Source organism: Streptomyces sp. S186, from assembly GCF_051603415.1.
Classification (GTDB): Bacteria; Actinomycetota; Actinomycetes; order Streptomycetales; family Streptomycetaceae; genus Streptomyces.
Genome location: NZ_CP193932.1, coordinates 4,059,094 through 4,076,648 on the forward strand (window position 1 = coordinate 4,059,094; position 17,555 = coordinate 4,076,648).

The window sequence follows — 17,555 nt, forward strand, 5'->3', positions numbered from 1 at the left end:
ATGACGTCTAAGTCGCGCCGCCGGCTTGGAAGATGTGGTGCTGCGAGTCTGCGATCCCATTCGCAGACTCCGCGTAGAGCAGCGGTTCATCGGTCCGGGACGCCAGCCGACCTCTTCCAACACCTCACGGAACGCCGCCTGCTCAGGCGTCTCGTCCTCTTCTATGAGGCCCATGGGCAGCTCCCGCGCCCACGAGTCGGCGATGAAGCGGTGCCGCTACATCATCAGGATCTCAAGACGATCGTTGACCACGGCGGCCACGGCCAAGTGCCGGAGCCGGAGCCGGACGGCGTGGTGTCGGCCACCCGGCTGTTGAACATCCACCAGGCACAGGTTCACCCAGGATTCGTGCTAGATCTGCCGCTCGCCATGGGTCTTCCACTGCGTGATCGCCGCCTCTCTCGCCTGGTGGCTCCCCAGCGCCTCCGACAAGCGTCACGCTTGGCGCTTGAACTCCGCGACCCTGAGCTGCCAAGAGACCCCTGCCTTCATATGCCTACGCCATCGCGATCACCCGATCAGGAACCCAGCTCGACCGATCAAGCACCCGGAGTGGTAAACGGAAGCTTTCTCAAGACAAGCGTCATTCTTTTTCCGTTTTTGACGGGAGCATCACGAAAGTGGTGTTCACCATTTGGTTGGCGTAGAGGTTTCTCGTTGATCTGATTGGCTCACGCTCGTTCGGCGGAGAGGCGGCCGTCGAAGGCGATGTCGAACGCGTTCATTGCCTCCTTCCACCGTCTGGTCCACCGCTTGCGTCCCTTCCCAGTGGGGTCGAGGGCGAGTGTGGTGAGGTTGAGCCGCTTGAGGGCGGCGGTCTCGTTGGGGAAGTGTCCGCAGGCGTTGACGGAGCGCCGGTAGCGGGCGTTCAGGCTCTCGATCGCGTTCGTGGTCGAGATGATCTTCCGGATGGGGGCCAGGAAGCCCAGGAAGGGCACCACCTCGCTCCAGAACCGTTCCCAGGCGTGGACCGCGGCCGGGTACTTGGCCTCCCATTTCTCGCTGAACTCGGCGAGCCGGGCGAGGGCTTCGTCCTCGTTGGCGGCGGTGTAGATGGGTCGCAGATCGCGGGCCGCCTTGTCCCAGTCGGCGCGCGAGATGTACTTCAGCGTGGTGTGGATGAGGTGAACGATGCAGAGCTGAACCACCGCGGCGGGGAAGACGGTGTTGACCGCCTCCGGCAGGCCCTTGAGCCCGTCGCAGACGAGCATCAGCACGTCCCTCACCCCGCGGTTTTGCAGCTCGGCGAGGACGTTTTGCCAGTACTTCGCGCCCTCGCCGCCGTCACCGGCCCACAACCGGAGGATCTCGCGGTGCCCGTCGCAGGTGACCGCGAGCACGACATAGACCGGACGGTTCACCACGGCACCATCGCGGATCTTCACGTTCACGCAGTCGACGAACAGGACCGGGTAGACGGGATCGAGCGGACGCGTGCGCCAGCCGGCCATCGAATGGAGGGCTTTGTCCGTGATGGTGGAGACGGTCTCTTGGAGGTCTCCATGCCGTAGGTCTCGGCGAGATGAGCGACGATCTCCCGGACGTGAGGCCCTTCGCGGTCAGCGGGAGGACCATCTCCTCCAGGCCGCCGGTCCGCCGCGCGTACTTCGGCAGCAGACCCGAGCTAAACGTGCCCAGCCGGTCCCGGGGGACCTGCACCGTCACGGCGCCGACCTCGGTCAGCACCTTCCTTGGCTGGTAACCGTTGCGGGCGTTGCCGCCCGAGCGCGAGCCCCGGCCGCCGGTGCGGCCGGCCTCCTCGGCCAGGTGCAAGTCCATCTCCGCCTCGACGGCGGCCTGCATCAGATGCCGGGTCAACTCGACCAGCAGCCCGTCTTCGCCCATCAACCGCAGTCCGCCATCGCGGACCTTGTCCGCGGCGAGCTCCGCGAGCTCGTCCATCAGCCGCGGGCTCAGCCTGTGCAAGGCCGCCGCCTCGCGGCTCGCCGTCGTCGTCTTCGATGCCACACCGGCACCGTCAACGCTCGCATCCAGCACCGCACCCGACACGCCGTCAGCGTCCTCGACCAGGTGACCGTTCTTGGTGGCCATCAGGGGTCCCTTCTGAGTCAGGTGCCCACCTGATTCATGACATTCCCTTTTTGACAGTCCATCCGGTACTTCCATTATCGTCTGCACGGATACTCAGGAACCTGCAAGAAAGGCAGTATCTGCTGTGCGTTCTGCTGCAAAGGTTGTGGCAACTACTGGGATGACAGTTCTCGGGCTGCTCGGGCTCGCTACTGCGCCCGCCATGGCGGCTCCGATCGAGAAGGCCGCAGTGGCAAGGGCCTCTGCGTCGTGCTACGTGTACAACGCCGCGAACGGTACGGTGAACATCCGCAGCGGCCCGGGATCGCAGTTCGGCGTCATAGGCACGTTGGCCAAGGGCAGCCGCCTTCCCTGTGGCACGCTCCAGGATGGCAGCGTCACCGGCTCGCACTACAGCACCTGCGGCGGGGGTAGCGACTGGAGCACCGTAAGGATCGGCGGTCGTGATGGCTGGGTCGCCAGTGAGTGCGTCGGCTTCGGCGCTGGCTGACAGCGCACACCCTCTGGCGCCGAACAAGAACATCTGAGACGGACTCCAGGGGCTGACCGATGGCCGGGCGCCGTCCGGGGCACAACCGGTCCCTGGACGGCGCATCATCGGCAGGCCGAGCCTGCGATCCCCCGCGTACGAGCCGATCTCCCCGAATTGAAGTCGGGTCTGTCCCTGCAACTCTGGCGCGGAGACTCACCGGCCTCCACGTAGCCCCCGGGAATCCCCCGGTAGTCCTTGTACGCCGACTCCAGCATCATGACCCAACCCTGATCATCAAAGAACAACGCGCCCGAGGCCATCGTCGAGCGTGCCATTTTCGCCTCGTGCTCGCCGCGCTCCTGCGAACGAGCGTAGCCACCTCACACGACGCGCAGCCTTTCCCTCAAGGCGACAATTGGAGCGACGACCAAGGGAAGTCGCGAGCTGATTCCCCTGGAGGGAGGTTCAGCGGATTCCAGAGCCGCCGTTGTCAGCGTGTCGGGTAGAAGAAGACGACGCGGCCATCTTCGAAGCAATCGAGAAGTCACTCTCACCTGAAGGTGGTGCCACGCCTCGCTCCGTCCAGCCCAGGCGCCACCACGTCCAGCAGAGACCGAGTCAGCTCTCTGCCCGTGCCAGACTCACGCCAGACAGGGCGGCAAACGCGGTCAAGAGTGACCAACCACGGATACACCGCGGTCGGGAACGGAAACGGCCCCCGACCGGGAAATCCCTGGTCAGGGGCCATCTACCTGCGGAGGCTGTGGGATTTGAACCCACGGTGGCGTTGCCGCCACGACAGTTTTCAAGACTGTTCCCTTAGGCCGCTCGGGCAAGCCTCCCCGCGGCGCCGGAGTGCGGTGCCGCGGGGATCAGATTAGCGCGTCACTTGTCGCCCGTGCGCTGCCCCAGGGTGACCTGGGTGGTGTGCTCCTTGCCACCGCGCTTGTAGGTGAGCGTGACGTGGTCGCCGGGCTTGTGCTGCCAGATCTCGCTGATGAGGGTCGGGCCGCTGTCGATCACCGTGCTGTCGAGCTTGGTGATGGTGTCGCCGGGCTTCAGGCCCGCCTTGGCGGCCGGGCCGCCCGGGGTGACCGCGTCGGAGCCGTTGTTGCCGGTCTGGGCGATGGTCGCGCCGTCGCCGCTCTCCCGCATGCCGACCTGGACGCCTATCTGCGGGTAGACCGGCTGACCCGTCCTGATCAGGTCCTGCGCCACCCGCTTCGCCTGGTCGATGGGGATCGCGAAGCCCAGGCCGATGCTGCCGGACTGGCCGGACTCGCCGCCCAGCCCGCCGCCGTTGCCGGCCGACTGGATCGCGGAGTTGATGCCGATGACGTTGCCGCCGGCGTCCAGCAGCGGGCCGCCGGAGTTGCCCGGGTTTATCGACGCGTCCGTCTGCAGGGCGCTCATGTACGAGGCGCTGCTGCCGCCGCCGTCGCTGGACGCCACCGGGCGGTCCTTGGCGCTGATGATGCCGGTGGTGACCGTGCCGGACAGGCCGAAGGGCGCGCCGATGGCGATCGTGGCGTCACCGACCTGGACGTCGGCGGACTTGCCCAGCGGGAGCGGGTTGAGCGTGGCGCCGGCGGCGTTCTTGAGCTTGATGACGGCGACGTCGTAGCCCTGGGCGTGGCCGATGACCTCGGCGTCGTACTTCTTGCCGTTGGAGAACGTCGCGGTGAGCCGGCCACCCTGGGCCGCGCTGGCGACGACGTGGTTGTTGGTGAGGATGTGGCCCTGCTTGTCGTAGACGAAGCCGGTGCCGGTGCCACCGTCGCCGGACGCGCCCTGGGCCTCGATCGTGACGACGCTGGGCAGCGCCCGCTGCGCTATCCCGGAGACGGAGGTCGGCTTGCGGTTCAGCGCACCGGGGTCGCCGGAGGCGGAGACCGTCGTGGAGGCGCTGTCGTTGCGGCCGGCGGCCCAGTAGCCGATGCCGCCGCCGACTCCGCCCGCGACCAGCGCGGCGACCAGCACCGCGGCGATCAGGCCGCCGTTGCGCTTCTGGGGGGCCGGGTGGTGGCCGGGCGCGGCCCACGGGTCGCCGGCACCGCCGGGCGGGGGAGCGCCCCAGCCGCCGGCCGCACCGTGCCCGGCCGCGGCATACGGGGAGGAGGGGGCGGCGGGCTGCTCCGGGTGCGCGGCCGGAGCAGGAGTCGGAGGGAGCGGCTGCGTGTGGTCATGGGCGGCCGGGCCGGGGTCGCCGGGGGCCGCGGCCTGCGGGGCGTAGTCCGGCGGCGGGGGCGCCGCGGGAGGCACTGCCGGGGCGGCCGGGGCGTTCTGAGGCCGTTCGCCGGAGGCGGGCGCGGGGGCGCTGTCCGGCTGCGGTCCGGTCGGCGGCTTGGCCTCCGACGGGACTCCGGCTCCCTCGTTCTCGGTGCTCACAGCTCTCTCCTCAGTCAGCGTGCTTCACGGCGGTGCCGGTCAGTGGGACCGGACCCCGGCATTCCAGCATCCGGGTTCCCGCGGTACTCCAGCATCCGCGATCCCGCCGCTCGGGGCGAGTCCCGGCCGTCCCGTTGGTCATCCGGTGGCCATCCGGCGGCCCGCCCAGGGGGTCGGCCACAGTGCCACCGCCCGGCCCGGCCCGCTCCGCCCAGCCTCCCAAGCGTCCCCCATGGCTCGTCAGAGCACCGTAAGCCGAACCTGTGACTTATTCGCCGCACTACGGTGCGTAGCGGGACAAATTGCACAGTCCTCCCTCTACGTCATACGCGGCATGCGCGATACGCACGGCGTGTGCGGCAATCGGGCGACATGGAAGGCGACGCGGCAGGCGACATGGCAACGGGTACGCGCGGGGCCGGAGCGGGAGCCGGGGGCCATCGACACTCCCGCGGGCGGGCCTCCGGCGGCGGATGACACGATGACGCGGTGACCAACCCACGCCCCACCGAGGACGCCCGTCCGGGCCGGCCCGCCGTCGTGGCCCACCGGGGCGCGTCCGAGGACGCGCCGGAGCACACCCTGGCCGCCTACCGGCAGGCGATCGAGGACGGCGCGGACGCCCTGGAGTGCGATGTCCGCATGACCGCCGACGGGCATCTGGTCTGCGTCCACGACCGGCGGGTGAACCGCACGTCCAACGGGCGCGGCGCGGTCTCGGCGCTGGAGCTGGCCGACCTCGCGGCGCTGGACTTCGGGTCCTGGAAGGACGTCCTGGCGGACGCGGCGCGGGCCGGCGGCGGCCGGCCGGTGGACGCGGGCGAGGAACCTGACCGGCAGAACGCCGAGCGGACGTCCGTACTGACCCTGGAGCGGCTGCTGGAGCTGGTCGCGGACGCGGACCGGCGGGTCGAGCTGGCCATCGAGACCAAGCACCCCACGCGCTGGGCCGGGCAGGTGGAGCAGCGCCTGGTCGAACTCCTCGCCCGCTTCGGCCACACGAAACCGGCCACCCGCGACTGGACGCCGCCGGTCCGCGTCATGAGCTTCTCCGCGCGCTCCCTGCACCGTGTACGGGCCGCCGCGCCGGACATCCCCGGCGTCTATCTGATGCAGTTCCTCACCCCCCGCCACCGGGACGGCCGGCTGCCGCCCGGAGTACGCATCGCGGGCCCCGGCGTACGGATCCTCCGCGCGCACCCCGAGTACGTCGCCAGGGCGCACCGGGCGGGCCACCGGGTCCACGTCTGGACGGTCAACGACCCCGCGGACGTGGAGATGTGCCGCGAACTGGGCGTCGACGCGATCATCACCAACCGCCCCAAACAGGTACGCCTCCAACTCGGCGCCGGCCAGGACCCGTCGGGCACCCTCTGACCCCTTACGGGGTGTGCCCCGGCGCATTCGGTCCGTGGGCGGCCGTGTCGAGTGCGTCACTGTGTGCCGGTTGGCCGGTTTCCGGTCCAGTCCATTGGGGCATCCATCCCCTGGCGTGGGGCAAAGGAGGTCTCGGGGGTGGCGTTGGTGGTGGCACAAGAGGTGCCGACGTCGTCGATCATGGCCGTACCCCATGGTCCGGCGGGTGTGGGCATGGCCAGGCGGCGCATGCGAGAAGAGCTGTCGGCAAGGGGAGTTCAGGACACAGTCGTCGACGACGCGATCCTGGTCCTCTCGGAACTACTGAGCAACGCGTGTCGCCATGCGCGTCCGATACACGAGGACCGCACACCGGACGGCGACGGCACGTCGGACGGCCGCGCCGGCTCCGTCCGCGCCTCCTGGCGCATCGACGGCCAGGGGCGGCTGACCGTCGCGGTCACCGACGGCGGCGGTCCGACCCGCCCGATTCCGGCCACGCCGTCCATCACCGCCCGCGGCGGCCGCGGGCTGGCCATCATCCGCTCGCTCTCCAAGGACTGGGGCGTCCGCGACAGCGCCCCCGGCGAGGTGACGGTCTGGGCCGCACTCTCCCTTCAGGGCGCTTTCGCTACGCGCGTGGATCTGACGGCCGACCTGGGAGCCGATCTGACGACGGACCTGTCGTCCGACCTCACCTCCGAGTTGGCGACCGACCGCACGCCCGAGCTGACCGGGCTCCCGCTCTCCCTGCGGAAGACCCGCACCGGCACCCCCGTCCGCCCGCACCGGAACGGCCGCGCCCCGGCGGGCCTGACCTTCGCCGAGGCGCATGGCACATGGCGCACGGCGCACCGCGACGCGCCCGCCCGGGGCGCCCACCACGGCGTACTCACGGCGCTTACGGCGATGTTGGCGGCGCCCCGGGCGCCGGTCTCCTCTAGGCTCGCGCCGGAACGCGTCCGTACGACCAGGAACCACCAGGAGACACCGTCGCCATGGCCAAGAAGCGCCGTCCCCAGCCCCGGGCCGCAGCAGTACAGATCAAGGACGGCGCCCGTGGCGCAGCCACCGAGGGTTCCTACCCGGTGGTCGGCGCCCGCGAGCCCTGCCCGTGCGGCTCCGGCCGCCGCTACAAGGCGTGCCACGGCCGGCAGGCGGCGCACGCCGTCACCGAGCTGGTACGGCGCCCCTTCGAGGGGCTGTCCGGCGAGTGCGACTGGGTGGCGCTGCGCGAGCTGGTACCCGCCGCGACCGCGCCGCTGACGCTCAAGGGCGGCCTGCCCGAGGGCGTCCCGTCGGTGACGCTGGCGACCGTGCTCCCGATGGCCTGGCCCGCGCTGCGCCGGGACAACGGCGCGGTGCTGCTCGGCCTGCAGAACGACACGCCCTCCGGCGACATCAGCCGGGACCTCGCCGACACCCTCCAGCGGGCGCTGGCCACCGAGCCCGGCCACCCGGTCGCGGCCGGCCGGGCCCCCCTCGACGGCCCGCGCCTGCAGGACCTGCTGGATCCGGACGCGCCTTTTGAGCCGACCGTCCACACAGGCTTCGAGTTCTGGGTGGAGAACGCGGAGAACGCTACCGGCGAGGTCGCCGCCTCCCTGGAGCGGGCCAACGCCGCGGCCATCCCGACCGCCCGGATTCCCGGCCTGGAGGGCGCGTACTGGTGCGAGGCCCCGGAGAAGAACCACCTGCGCTGGGTCACCGCGCATCCCGAGGAGCAGCTGCTCGACGCGCTCGCCCGGCTGCACGCCGCCGGCGCCTCCTCGCTGGGCGAAGGCACCCGGCTGGTGGGCTCCTTCCGGGCGCACGGCCTCGTCGTGCCGGTGTGGGACCTGCCGTCCTCGATGGGCGCCGACGAGGTCGCAGGACCGGCCGCCGCCTTCCAGGAGCGGCTGGCCAAGGCGCTCGCCACGGACACCCCGCTGACCGCCGAGGAGCGTCGGGCCCGCGCCGGTCTCACCAACCGTCAGGTGACCCTGAGCTGACCGCCGGACCAAGTCGATCTTGATCGTGACACCCGTCACAGAATCCGGCGCAACTCCCCGTGCTCAACGGTGAATCCGCGTCCGGAATTCCACGATCGAATTTGCGAACCGCCGATCTCTTGTTACGGTTCTAAGAGCCCGGTCGCTGGTGCATCCCCCGTCGCCAGCGACCGGGCGCTTCCATGTCCGGATGCCGTCGCGCGGCACCGGCCTGCCCGCCCCGTCGTGGCCGGGCCCTCAGCGCCCCGAACTCCCGCCGCCCGGCGCCCAGTTGCCGCTGGAGCGCAGCAGCAGCCGCTCCCCCGCCGCGTCCGAGAACTCCGCCACCGCGCCGTACGGCAGCCGCGCGCCGAGCACCGTCGGGCCGCCCGGCGTCTCGCACACCCCCGGCACCCCGCCCGCCGGTACGACGCAGTCCGCCTGGACGCTCCGGCCGTCCGGACGCAGCAGCGTCAACGCGGCGCGCACCGGGTCACCCGAGGAATTCCGGAAGAAGGTGCGCGCCCAGGTGCGGCCGCCCTCGGTGAGTACGCAGGTCTGGGCCGTGATCCGTTCCCGGGCGGTGAGTTCGGGGCCGCAGCGGGTGGTGCGGGCGGGGCCGGGGAGGAGGGGGAGGCCGAGGTCGGTGAGCGGGCCGGCGGCCGCGGGTGCGGCCGGGGAGCCGGAGGGTTCCGGGGCGCCGGGCGGAAGGAGGGAGTCCGCCGGGCCCGCCGTCGCGGCGGCCAGGGGGACGGCGAGGGCGAGCACGGCGGTGCCGGCGAGCCCGGTCAGGCGGAGAATCCGCGCACGCTGCATGGGACCCACTTGCGAGTGACGAGGTATGCGGGGGAGCTGAGAGATGCGAAGGATGTACCGTCCGCGGCATGGCGGGCGATATGTCGAACCTAGCGGGCGGCAGGGGCGGCACCCGGTGCCCGTACACGCGATTCCCGTAGGTACGGGGCAGCTCACACCCTTACGGGTGAACCGGAGAGGTGCGCTTTCCGGCCACCCGTGGGACCTGCGCGGGGCGGCGGGTCAGTACGCGAGCCGGCTGCCGCCGTCGGGGCTGCCGGCGCTCGCCGTCACCAGCGCGTCGACGATCGTGGCGACCTTGGGCAGCCAGGGCACGGCCCGGGTGGACGCCGGCGGGCGCTCCCAGCGGACCTTGCCGGCGCCGGTCGGGGACGGCGGCAGCACGAGGTAGCCGCCCTCGCCGTGGAACCGCAGCGAGCTGGGCACCCAGTCCCGCGAGCTGAGCAGCTCCCCCAACTCCGGTAGGCCGTACGGCGATACGAGCAGCGACCAGCGGGTGGGGGTGGCCACCACGGGGCCGGTGCGGACGCCGAAGTGGTCCAGCGCGGCCAGCGCGCGGGCCCCGGCGACGGCCGGCAGGCTCACCGCGCACGGCGCCCGGCCGCCGGTCGCCAGGATCACCGGGGCGTCCGGGCGGTTGCTCCACCACCAGCGCACCATCCGGGCGTCGGTGGTCGCCGCCAGCAGCCCGGGGTCGAAGGGGTGCGCGCCCGGAACCACGCAGTCGGGGTCGGGGCAGTTGCAGCGGCGGGGCACCCGCTCGCCGAGGCCGAGCCGCCCGACGGCCTGCTGCCGGCCGGCGGGGCGCAGTCCGACGCCCGGGAGGACCGGCCACTGCCACGCGGTGGCGCAGTGGAGCGCCGCACCGAGCAGCGCCGACCTCCCGCCGCGCCGGAACAGGGGCTTGCGTCGCCTTCCGAGGATCTCGCGCATGAGCGCTCGTTCCTTTCCGTTACGCCGAGGGCTGGTCCTTCGCGTACTTCGCACTGCATGCCGATGAGCTTGTTGGTGCGTGTCGTTCGCACCTGCGGTGGTGCTGCTGCTCCGGGCCGGTAGGGGTGGTGCTGCTGCCCGGTCGTGCGGTTGTGGCCGGCCGGCCCGGTCGTGCAACCCGGAGGCCGTTCGCGCTCGATCACCCCACGCGGCGCTCTGGTCACCGCGTGTACGAGGCAGCGCATCACGCCGTACACCGGGCGTGGAACGTGGCGGGGGGTGGCGCGCGCATGGCGCTTGCGCTTCCGGTGGTGCCATCCCGCCACTGGGGAGTGCGTCGCGGTGGTCGCCGTATAGGACGCCGGTGCCGGCCGGAGAGTTCCGGTGCGGCCCCAACTACCCCCGCACCTACCCGAGTACGTACCCGCCACGGTGGATATGACGCGCTGCTGATCGCCGCCAGGAGACCTCAAATTGACGCTCGGGGGGCTTTTTTCAGGCCAATCTGCGGACCTCGTTGACACCACAAACCCCAAAGGGACAGTGCTGGACATCACATCGCTGGTGCGTGTACATGTGGAGGCATTGATAGCGGAGCAGCATGACATGGGGGTTTGCGATGCTATTGAGGAAATTGAGCGGACAGCCATACCGCACAACATCACTCAACAAAAAGCCGCACTCCCTGCCACATCGCGGCCTGACCTGGGGTTTTGCCGGGCGCGACGTGGGTCGTCGGCCATGAGCGCCCCCCACGTACCGAAAGTGGCTGGAATCGAACCAGCTCTTCCTTCTCCCGCGCACACTACCGACCCTCGCGGGGCGCCCGCATCCGGCGACCCCGCCTCCGGCACCTCCACTGACGACCCGTCCGGCGCCGCCGACGCTCCCGAGGACGGCTCCGACCCCACCGCACCGGACCCCGCGGACGTCTCCCCCGTGGACCGGATCGCCGCCGTCCAGGACCGGCTGGCCGGCTGGATCTCCGATCTCAGCACCCTGCACGACCTCACCGAACAGCTCGCCCGCACCCGCACCTTGGAGGACGCCCTCCGCGAACTCCTGCGGGCCGGCGCCTTCCTCGTCGGCGCCCGCCGCGGACTGGTCGTCCTGGCACCGCAGGACGGACTCGGCCCGGAGACCACCGTCGGCCTGGGCCTGGGCCGCGCCGAGATCGGCCACATCGAGACCGTGCCGCGCCGCGCGCTGTCGTACGCGCGGATACTGGACGGCCTGCCGGAGCCCGGCGCGGGCGACGACGCCGAGGCCCGTACCGAGATCGCCGAGCCGGACATCCCCGGGGAGAAGGACCTCGATCCCCGCCTGCGCGAGGTCGCCGCCCGCCTCGGCTACGCCGCCAGTTACGCCGTACCGCTCACCGCCGGCCCGGTCGGCCGGCTCGGCGCCGCGGTCTGGCTCTACGACGAACCCGCCGAGCCCGGCGACCGCCGCCGCCACCTCGTCGGCCTCTACCGCGCCCACGCCGCCGAGCACCTCGCCCGCCTCCTCGAACTCCACCGCAGCCGGCACGACGCCCGGACCCTGCGCGACGAACTCCTGCCCCGCAGGCTGCCGCGGATCCCCGGCGTCCGGCTCGCCGTGCGGCATGCCACCGGGCCGCGCGGCGGCGGCGACTGGTACGACGCGCTGCCGCTGCCGGACGGCGCGCTGGGCCTGGCGGTCGGGTCGGTCACCGGGTCCGGGCCGAGCGCGGTGGCCGCCATGGGCCGGCTGCGGGCCTCGCTGCGCGCCTACGCCGTCATGGAGGGCGAGGACCCGGTCGCGGTCCTCTCCGACCTCGAACTGCTGATGCGGCTGACCGAGCCGGCCCGCAGCGCCACCGCGCTGTTCGCCTTCACCGAGCCGGCGCCGGGCGCGGCCGGGGCGCCCGCGCCGCCGGTGCCGGCCGGGATGGGCGGCCCGGCGCCGCGCAAGATGGTGCTGGCCGGGGCCGGCCACTGCCCGCCGCTGATCCTCGGCGACCTGCGGGCGGAGTTCGTGGAGACCTCGCTCTCCGCGCCACTGGGCATGCTGGCCTGCTGGGAGGCGCCCAGTGTGGAGATCCAGCCGGCCCGCGGCGAGACCGTGCTCCTCTACAGCGACGGGCTGCTGCACCGCACCGGTGAGCCGATGGACCGGGCCTTCGCCCGTCTGCACTCCGCGGCCGCCGGCGTCCCCCGGGCCGGCCGGAGCGACCCGGAGGCGGTGGTGGACCACATCGTGCGGGCCATGCTGCCGCAGGGGCTGGACGACCCCGCCTCGGAGGAGGACGTGGTCCTGCTCGCCGCGTACTTCGAGGAGTAGGTCCCTCCGGGCGGCATCGCCGCAGGTCGCAGGGGGTGGGCGCGGGGCGTCCACCCCCTGGGGCAAGGGGTGCCGCGCAGGTCACGGCTTCCGGACCCTGGACCGATTTCCGCTCGCACTTACGATGGAATGCGGTTCAGTCTGAAAAGCCTTAAAAGGAGGCACGGTGACCGACGAGCTCACTCCGGAGACTCCGGACGAGGAAGAGCAGCCGATCAAGCAGCGCAAGAACGGCCTGTACCCGGGCGTTTCGGACGAGCTCGCCGAGAACATGAAGAGCGGCTGGGCCGACACCGAGCTGCGCGGCCTGGAGCCGACCGAGCAGGCACCGTACGCCGCCCGCCGCCGCGCCGCGCTCTCCGCGCGCTTCCCCGGCGAGCGCCTGGTGATCCCCGCGGGCGTGCTCAAGACCCGCTCCAACGACACCGAGTACCCCTTCCGGGCCGCGACCGAGTACGTCCACCTCACCGGCGACCAGACCGACGGCAGCGTGCTCGTCCTGGAGCCCCGAGCCGACGGGGCCGAGGGCCACGACGAGACGCTCTACCGCCTGCCGCGCTCCGACCGCGAGAACGGCGAGTTCTGGCTGAACGGCATGGGCGAGCTGTGGGTCGGCCGCCGCAACAGCCTCGACGAGTCCGCGGCGCTGCTCGGCATCGCCTGCAAGGACGTCCGCGAGCTGGCCGGCCTGCTCAAGGAGGCCACCGGCCCGGTCCGGGTCGTCCGCGGCCACGACGCCGCCATCGAGGCGGCGCTGCACGACAAGGTCACCGCGGAGCGCGACGAAGAGCTGCGGGTGTACCTCTCCGAGGCCCGGCTGGTGAAGGACGACTTCGAGATCGGCGAGCTGCAGAAGGCCGTCGACTCGACGGTGCGCGGCTTCGCCGACGTGGTCAAGGTCCTGGACAAGGCCGAGGCGACCAGCGAGCGCTACATCGAGGGCACCTTCTTCCTGCGCGCCCGCGTCGAGGGCAACGACGTCGGCTACGGCTCCATCTGCGCCGCCGGGCCGCACGCCACCACCCTGCACTGGGTCCGCAACGACGGCGCGGTCCGCTCCGGCGAGCTGCTGCTGCTGGACGCGGGCGTGGAGACCACCAGCCTCTACACCGCGGACGTCACCCGCACCCTGCCGATCAACGGCCGCTACACCGACCTCCAGCGCACGATCTACGACGCGGTGTACGAGGCCCAGGAGGCCGGTATCGCGGCGGTGAAGCCGGGCGCCTCGTTCCGCGACTTCCACGACGCGGCCCAGCGGGTGCTCGCCACGAAGCTGGTGGAGTGGGGCCTGGTGGAGGGCCCGGTGGAGCGCGTCCTGGAGCTGGGCCTGCAGCGCCGCTGGACCCTGCACGGCACCGGCCACATGCTCGGCCTGGACGTCCACGACTGCGCCGCGGCCCGCACCGAGAGCTATGTCAACGGCACGCTGGAGCCCGGCATGGTGCTGACCGTCGAGCCCGGCCTGTACTTCCAGGCGGACGACCTGACGGTGCCCGAGGAGTACCGCGGCATCGGCGTCCGCATCGAGGACGACATCCTGGTGACGGAGAGCGGCAACCGCAATCTGTCGGCGGCCCTGCCGCGCCGGTCCGACGAGGTCGAGGCGTGGATGGCGGAGCTGCTCGGCAAGTAACCGCCACGCGTAGGTGAACGGCGCGCCGGGGCGGGTGGCTCAGTCCTCCCGCCCCGGCGCGCCGTCGTGTTCCCCGAGGGCGTACGCGCCGGCGCGGGCCGCGGCCCACACGGCGGTGGCGGCGGACGCGCCGAGGCCCGGCTGCACGGGGCGGCGGGCGATCAGGATGCGGTAGTAGAAGGGCGCGCCGAGCGCCGCCAGCACCGCCTCGGGGTCGGTGTCCGCGGGCAGTTCGCCGCGTGCGACGGCGCGGCGCACCATCGCCCCGGCCAGCGTCAGCCGCTCGTCGAAGAAGGTCCGCAGCGCGGTGGCCGCCTGGGGGTCGCGGGCCGCGGCGGCGACCACCGCCTCAAGCACGCGGCGGGGCCCGGCGGAACGGTAGAAGCGCTCTATGGCGTCCGCCAGCGCCCGCAGGTCGCCGGGCAGGCTGCCGGTGTCCGGCAGCGGGATGTCGTTGCTCATCTCCGTCAGCAGCTCGCAGACGAGCTTGTCGACGCTGCGCCAGCGGCGGTAGAGCGTCGCGAGGTGCACCCCGGAGCGCTGGGCCACCCGTTCCATGGTCAGTGCGGCGAAGCCGCCGTCGGCGAGTTCCTCGGAGACGGCGGTCAGCACGGCGCGGCGGGTACGCGCCGTGCGTCCCCCGGGTCGGGTCTCGCCCGGGGCCTGGTGCGCGGTTGTCACGGCGGCTCCGTTACGGGGGTCGTTGACGGATGGCAGCGTGGATTGCAGTGCGGGTTCTGGCCAAGTATTGTCCAGGAGCAGATTAACGCGAGCAACCTCGCGTTAGTCGTGGTGCCGCGCGGGTCTCGCCGGAAAGGGGACGCCGCGGGGGAGGTCCTCCTCCTGCGAGACCGCGCAGCCCATTATCTTCAAGGGCCAATTCCGGCCGTTTTCCCGGCTGTTCGGGATGTTCCGAGTCGCCTGACACGGGCCGGACCGTGATACGGGCCGGATCGCCGGTGCCGGATCGTCGGTGCCGGCTCAGCGCAGCCCGTGTCTGCGCGCCACCATCCGCTCCACCGCCGTGCCGGGCAGCAGCCGCCGCAGCAGGAAGACCGCGGGGGCGTTGCTGCCGACCGCGTAGTGCGGGCGCGGCCGAGCCGCCTCGATCGCCTTCAGGACGGTGGCGGCGACCTTCTCCGGCGGGATGCCGTGTGCCTCGTTGGCGTTCAGGGCGGCCAGCATCGTCCGGTACGCGTCGGTGTACGGCGAGCCGTCGGCCAGGTAGTGGGTGCGGCGGGCGCTGATGCCGGTGGCGATGGAGCCCGGTTCGACGGTGGTGAGCGCCACGCCGTAGGGCGCCACCTCCCGCCGGGCGGCGTCCGCGAAGCCCTTGAGCGCGGCCTTGGAGGCGACGTAGGACGAGCGGTGGGCGAGCGGGAAGCTGGCCAGCATGGAGCCGATCATCACCACCCGGCCGTGGCCGCGCTCCCGCATGCCGGGCAGGAGGAGCTGGGTGAGGCGGACGGCGCCGAAGACGTTGAGCTGGAAGAGGCGGCGGACCGCGGCCATCGGAAGCTCTTCGAAGGGGCCGCTCTGGCTTTCCCCGGCGTTGTTGACCAGCACGTCGACGGGGCCCGCCGCGGCGGCGCAGTCCTCGATGGACGCGTCGTCCGCCAGGTCGAGCGGGAGATAGCGCACGCCGGGCGGCGGCGCGGCGAGCGCCGCGGGGTCGCGGCTGGTCCCCAGGACGCGGTAGCCGCGGGCGGCCAGCACAGCGGCCACCGCGGCGCCGATCCCGGAGGAGGCGCCGGTCACCAGCGCGGTGCGGCCGTGCCCGCTTCCGGTGCGGCCGCCGCCGGTGCCCTCCGGGCTCCCGGCGTCCGGTGCCGGGCCGCTCACCCCAGGCTCCGGGCCAGTGCCCGCCCGGCCGCGCGGCCGGAGAAGATGCAGCCGCCCAGGAAGGTGCCCTCCAGCGCGTTGTAGCCGTGCACCCCGCCGCCGCCGAAGCCGGCGACCTCGCCGGCCGCGTAGAGCCCGTCGAAGGGAGTGCCGTCCGCCCGGACCACCTGCGAGTCCAGGGTGGTCTCCAGCCCGCCCAGCGTCTTACGGGTCAGCACGTGCAGCCGGACCGCGATCAGCGGGCCGTGCGCCGGGTCGAGCAGCCGGTGCGGCCGGGCGACCCGCGTCAGCTTGTCGGGCAGGTACCGCCGCGCGTTGCGCACCGCCATCAGCTGCAGGTCCTTGGAGTAGGGGTGCGCCACCGCCCGGTCCCGGGCCAGCACCTCCCGCTCAACCGCCGCGTAATCGAGGGGAGTCGACGGCTCCAGGGCGTTCATCCCCGCGACCAGCTCGCGCAGCGTCCGCCGGACGACGAAGTCCTCGCCGCGGTCCAGGAACGCCTGGACCGGACCGGGCGCGCCCTTCTTGACCCGCGCCAGCGCGAGCCTGAGGTCCTTGCCCGTGATGTCCGGGTTCTGCTCGGAGCCGGAGAGCGCGAACTCCTTCTCCACGATGGAGCGGGTCAGGAGGAACCAGGTGTGGTCGTGGCCGGTGTGGACGATGTGGCGCAGGGTGCCGAGGGTGTCGTGGCCGGGGAAGAGCGGCGCGGGCAGCCGGCGGCCGGTGGCGTCCAGCCAGAGCGACGACGGGCCGGGGATGATCCGGATGGCGTGGTCGGGCCAGACCGGGTCCCAGTTCTTGATGCCCTCGGTGTAGTGCCACATCCGGTCGCGGTTGACCAGGGAGCCGCCGGCCCTTTCGGTGATCTCCAGCATCCGCCCGTCCACGTAGGCGGGCACCCCGGTGATCATGGACTTGGGGGCGGGGCCGATCCGGTCCACCGGCCAGTTCTTCCGTACGAGTTCGTGGTTGCCCCCGATACCGCCGGAGGTCACCACCACCGCCTGCGCCCGGAACGCGAACTCGCCCGACGCCTCGCGCGAGGAGGCCACCCCGCGCGGCCGGTCCGACGGCACCAGCGTCGTACCGCGCACGCCGACCACCGCCCCGTCCTCCACGATCAGCTCGTCGACCCGGTGCCGGTGCCGGAAGACCACCAGCCCGCGCTCGGCCGCGGCCCGCACCGGCTCGGCGAAGACCCGGACGACCTCGGGGCCGGTGCCCCAGGTGAGGTGGAAGCGGGGGACGGAGTTGCCGTGGCCGGTCGCCAGGCCGGCGCCGCGCTCGGCCCAGCCGACGGTGGGGGTCAGCCGCAGCCCGAGGCCGTACAGATAGCGGCGCTTCTCGCCCGCGGCGAAGTCCACATACGCCTGTGCCCACTGCCGGGGCCAGTGGTCCTCGCGGTCCCGGTCGAAGGCCGCCGAGTCCAGCCAGTCGGACAGCGCGAGTTCCGGCGAGTCCCTGATGCCGGCCCGCCGCTGCTCGGGGCTGTCCACCAGGAACAGCCCGCCCAGCGACCAGAAGGCCTGGCCGCCGAGGTTGGCCGCGCTCTCCTGGTCGACGACGAGCACCCGGCGCCCGGCCCGGGCGAGTTCGTAGGTGGCGACCAGCCCGGCCAGCCCCGCTCCCACGACGATGACGTCGGCGTCCTCACTCATCCGGCCACCTCGCTGCGCTGACTCATGGGAGCTCCTCCACGGTTCCGCGGCGGCCGCCCCGCCCCGGCCGACGGCTTGTCGCGTCCATGTCCGTAACAACCGATACAGGAACGTATCCGATGCGCCGG

The 17,555-nt window shown here is 72.2% G+C and carries 11 protein-coding genes, 1 tRNA gene and 3 pseudogenes; 6 read left to right on the forward strand and 9 right to left on the reverse strand.

All coding sequences use genetic code 11. The annotated features are described in order from the left end of the window. Positions 1 to 10: 10 nt before the first annotated feature. Together ACRAS8_RS17350 and ACRAS8_RS17355 are read right to left on the reverse strand one after the other, a co-directional pair. Positions 11 to 339: pseudogene (locus tag ACRAS8_RS17350) on the reverse strand (NUDIX hydrolase); the annotation flags it as partial. Between the two features lie 332 nt (positions 340 to 671). Then, positions 672 to 2,052: pseudogene (locus tag ACRAS8_RS17355) on the reverse strand (IS256 family transposase). A gap of 202 nt (positions 2,053 to 2,254) precedes the next feature. Here ACRAS8_RS17355 and ACRAS8_RS17360 point away from each other — a divergent pair. Continuing rightward, a complete protein-coding gene (locus ACRAS8_RS17360; RefSeq protein WP_438486941.1) occupies positions 2,255 to 2,542 on the forward strand; it encodes an SH3 domain-containing protein in 288 nt (95 codons plus the stop codon). A 737-nt stretch (positions 2,543 to 3,279) separates the two neighbouring features. On the opposite strand, the gene ACRAS8_RS17365 is transcribed toward ACRAS8_RS17360, so the two are convergent. Then, positions 3,280 to 3,366 (reverse strand) — tRNA-Ser (locus tag ACRAS8_RS17365). Between the two features lie 43 nt (positions 3,367 to 3,409). Then, positions 3,410 to 4,912: a S1C family serine protease gene (locus ACRAS8_RS17370; protein WP_438486942.1), complete on the reverse strand. Its 1,503-nt coding sequence runs from the start codon at positions 4,910 to 4,912 to the stop codon at positions 3,410 to 3,412. 489 nt (positions 4,913 to 5,401) lie between these two features. Here ACRAS8_RS17370 and ACRAS8_RS17375 point away from each other — a divergent pair, with 489 nt between their 5' ends. The 3 genes and pseudogenes from ACRAS8_RS17375 (at position 5,402) to ACRAS8_RS17385 (ending at position 8,259) form a co-directional block, all read left to right on the forward strand. Next, a complete protein-coding gene (locus tag ACRAS8_RS17375; RefSeq protein WP_438486943.1) occupies positions 5,402 to 6,289 on the forward strand; it encodes a glycerophosphodiester phosphodiesterase family protein in 888 nt (295 codons plus the stop codon). A 51-nt stretch (positions 6,290 to 6,340) separates the two neighbouring features. Next, a pseudogene (locus tag ACRAS8_RS17380) lies at positions 6,341 to 6,880 on the forward strand (ATP-binding protein); the annotation flags it as partial. 386 nt (positions 6,881 to 7,266) lie between these two features. Continuing rightward, entirely contained in the window at positions 7,267 to 8,259 is a 993-nt protein-coding gene (locus ACRAS8_RS17385; RefSeq protein ID WP_438486944.1) for a DUF5926 family protein, read from the forward strand. A gap of 237 nt (positions 8,260 to 8,496) precedes the next feature. Here ACRAS8_RS17385 and ACRAS8_RS17390 read toward each other — a convergent pair whose 3' ends face one another. Both ACRAS8_RS17390 and ACRAS8_RS17395 read right to left on the reverse strand, forming a co-directional pair. Continuing rightward, positions 8,497 to 9,054, reverse strand: a complete 558-nt coding sequence (locus tag ACRAS8_RS17390; protein ID WP_438486945.1) for a hypothetical protein — start codon at positions 9,052 to 9,054, stop codon at positions 8,497 to 8,499. Positions 9,055 to 9,276: 222 nt separating this feature from the next. Next, entirely contained in the window at positions 9,277 to 9,987 is a 711-nt protein-coding gene (locus tag ACRAS8_RS17395) for a bifunctional DNA primase/polymerase (RefSeq protein ID WP_438486946.1), read from the reverse strand. A 765-nt stretch (positions 9,988 to 10,752) separates the two neighbouring features. Between ACRAS8_RS17395 and ACRAS8_RS17400 the strand changes: the two genes are divergently transcribed. Further along, the gene (locus ACRAS8_RS17400) at positions 10,753 to 12,291 is read left to right on the forward strand and encodes a PP2C family protein-serine/threonine phosphatase (RefSeq protein ID WP_438486947.1); all 1,539 of its coding nucleotides are present in this window, start codon (positions 10,753 to 10,755) and stop codon (positions 12,289 to 12,291) included. Positions 12,292 to 12,457: 166 nt separating this feature from the next. Continuing rightward, a complete protein-coding gene (locus ACRAS8_RS17405) occupies positions 12,458 to 13,927 on the forward strand; it encodes an aminopeptidase P family protein (protein WP_438486948.1) in 1,470 nt (489 codons plus the stop codon). Positions 13,928 to 13,966: 39 nt separating this feature from the next. Here ACRAS8_RS17405 and ACRAS8_RS17410 read toward each other — a convergent pair whose 3' ends face one another. The 3 genes from ACRAS8_RS17410 to ACRAS8_RS17420 all read right to left on the reverse strand — a co-directional run bounded on the left by ACRAS8_RS17410 (position 13,967) and on the right by ACRAS8_RS17420 (position 17,427). After that, a complete protein-coding gene (locus tag ACRAS8_RS17410; RefSeq protein WP_438486949.1) occupies positions 13,967 to 14,608 on the reverse strand; it encodes a TetR/AcrR family transcriptional regulator in 642 nt (213 codons plus the stop codon). Positions 14,609 to 14,908: 300 nt separating this feature from the next. Next, the gene (locus ACRAS8_RS17415) at positions 14,909 to 15,688 is read right to left on the reverse strand and encodes an SDR family oxidoreductase (RefSeq protein ID WP_438490515.1); all 780 of its coding nucleotides are present in this window, start codon (positions 15,686 to 15,688) and stop codon (positions 14,909 to 14,911) included. A 77-nt stretch (positions 15,689 to 15,765) separates the two neighbouring features. Continuing rightward, positions 15,766 to 17,427 (reverse strand): FAD-binding dehydrogenase, encoded by a 1,662-nt coding sequence (locus tag ACRAS8_RS17420; RefSeq protein WP_438486950.1) that lies wholly within the window; start codon positions 17,425 to 17,427, stop codon positions 15,766 to 15,768. Positions 17,428 to 17,555 lie beyond the last annotated feature (128 nt).

Coding starts and splice junctions, on each gene's coding strand:
- ACRAS8_RS17360 (WP_438486941.1), top strand. CDS start 2,255: ATGGCGGCTCCGATCGAGAAGGCCGCAGTGGCAAGGGCCTCTGCGTCG.
- ACRAS8_RS17385 (WP_438486944.1), top strand. CDS start 7,267: ATGGCCAAGAAGCGCCGTCCCCAGCCCCGGGCCGCAGCAGTACAGATC.
- ACRAS8_RS17390 (WP_438486945.1), bottom strand. CDS start 9,054: ATGCAGCGTGCGCGGATTCTCCGCCTGACCGGGCTCGCCGGCACCGCC.
- ACRAS8_RS17395 (WP_438486946.1), bottom strand. CDS start 9,987: ATGCGCGAGATCCTCGGAAGGCGACGCAAGCCCCTGTTCCGGCGCGGC.
- ACRAS8_RS17420 (WP_438486950.1), bottom strand. CDS start 17,427: ATGAGTGAGGACGCCGACGTCATCGTCGTGGGAGCGGGGCTGGCCGGG.